Origin of the sequence: Lutispora thermophila DSM 19022 (assembly GCF_900142105.1) — a bacterium.
GTDB classification, from domain to species: domain Bacteria; phylum Bacillota; class Clostridia; order Lutisporales; family Lutisporaceae; genus Lutispora; species Lutispora thermophila.
Window position 1 is genome coordinate 1 of sequence record NZ_FQZS01000060.1, and the last position, 1,741, is coordinate 1,741.

Sequence of the window (1,741 nt, forward strand, 5' to 3'; positions counted from 1 at the left end):
AATGCACCTTGAAAACTGCACAATACTGAGATAAAAGAAAAAAAGAGGTAACAGTATTAGAGAAGATACTGTACTACAAGCTGAGGAAGCACGATATGATCAAGCTAGTAAGGGCATATGGTGGATGCCTTGGCACCAGGAGCCGAAGAAGGACGTGACAAGCTGCGAAAAGCTGTGGTGAGCCGCAAATAGGCATAGACCCACAGATATCCGAATGAGGGAACTCACCTGAGGTAATGCTCAGGTATCATACAGTGAATAAAATAGCTGTATGAGGGTAGACCGGGGGAACTGAAACATCTAAGTACCCCGAGGAAAAGAAAGAAACATCGATTCCCTAAGTAGCGGCGAGCGAAAGGGGAAGAGCCCAAACCAGTGAGGGAAACCTTGCTGGGGTTGAGGACCGGCGTAATCAGTTGAAGACTTAGCCGAATAGAGTTGGAAAGCTCAATCATAGAAGGTAAAAATCCTGTAGGCGAAAAGTTGGGGACTGAGGCCGGGATCCAGAGTACCACGAGGAACGAGGAACCTAGTGGGAAGCAGGGAGGCCCACCTCCCAAGGCTAAATACTACCTGGTGACCGATAGCGCATAGTACCGTGAGGGAAAGGTGAAAAGAACCCCGGGAGGGGAGTGAAATAGAACCTGAAACCGTATGCCTACAATCGGTGGGAGCACATTTAGGTGTGACCGCGTACTTTTTGTAGAACGGACCAGCGAGTTGCGATAGTTAGCGAGGTTAAGGACTAAAGGTCTGAAGCCGAAGCGAAAGCGAGTCTGAATAGGGCGTTAAGTTAGCTGTTGCAGACCCGAAACCGGGTGACCTATCCATGGACAGGGTGAAGTTTTGGTAAAGCAAAATGGAGGCCCGAACTCACCGTTGTTGAAAAAACGGGGGATGAGCTGTGGATAGCGGAGAAATTCCAATCGAACTCGGAGATAGCTGGTTCTCCCCGAAATAGCTTTAGGGCTAGCCTCAATGGAGAATCTCGGAGGTAGAGCACTGAATGGGCTAGGGGCCTTGCGGTTACCGAACCCTATCAAACTCCGAATGCCGAAGATTTGCTCATTGGGAGTCAGACTACGAGTGATAAGATCCGTGGTCGAGAGGGAAAGAGCCCAGACCATCAGCTAAGGTCCCCAAATCCAAACTAAGTGGAAAAGGATGTGTGACTACGAAGACAACCAGGATGTTGGCTTAGAAGCAGCCACTCATTTAAAGAGTGCGTAATAGCTCACTGGTCAAGTGGTCATGCGCCGAAAATGTCCGGGGCTAAAGTTTGGTACCGAAGCTATGGCATCGAAAGATGGGTAGGGGAGCGTCCTATATGGGCAGAAGCTGTACCGGAAGGAGCAGTGGACTGTATAGGAGAGAGAATGCTGGTATAAGTAGCGAAAGTTAAGTGAGAATCTTAACCGTCGAAAGTCTAAGGTTTCCTGAGGAAGGTTCGTCCGCTCAGGGTAAGTCGGGACCTAAGGAGAGGCGTGAAGCGTATCCGATGGACAATCGGTTGAAATTCCGATACCACCCTAATTCGTTTGGAGGAAGCAGTGACGCAGGAGGATAGGATGAGCACGGAGTTGGTTTACCGTGTTCAAGCACGAAGGCTGCCATGTAGGAAAGACCGCATGGCGATAAGGCTGACGTGTGATGGGGAGTGAAATTAGAGTAACGAAGCATCCGATTTCACACTGCCGAGAAAAGCTGCTAACGAGAATTAGAGGTGCCCGTACCGCAAACC

1 rRNA gene is annotated in these 1,741 nt (G+C 49.6%); it reads left to right on the forward strand.

Annotation, left to right across the window (positions count from 1 at the left end):
- Positions 1-97 precede the first annotated feature (97 nt).
- Positions 98-1,741, forward strand: a 23S ribosomal RNA gene (locus BUB48_RS17415); the annotation flags it as partial.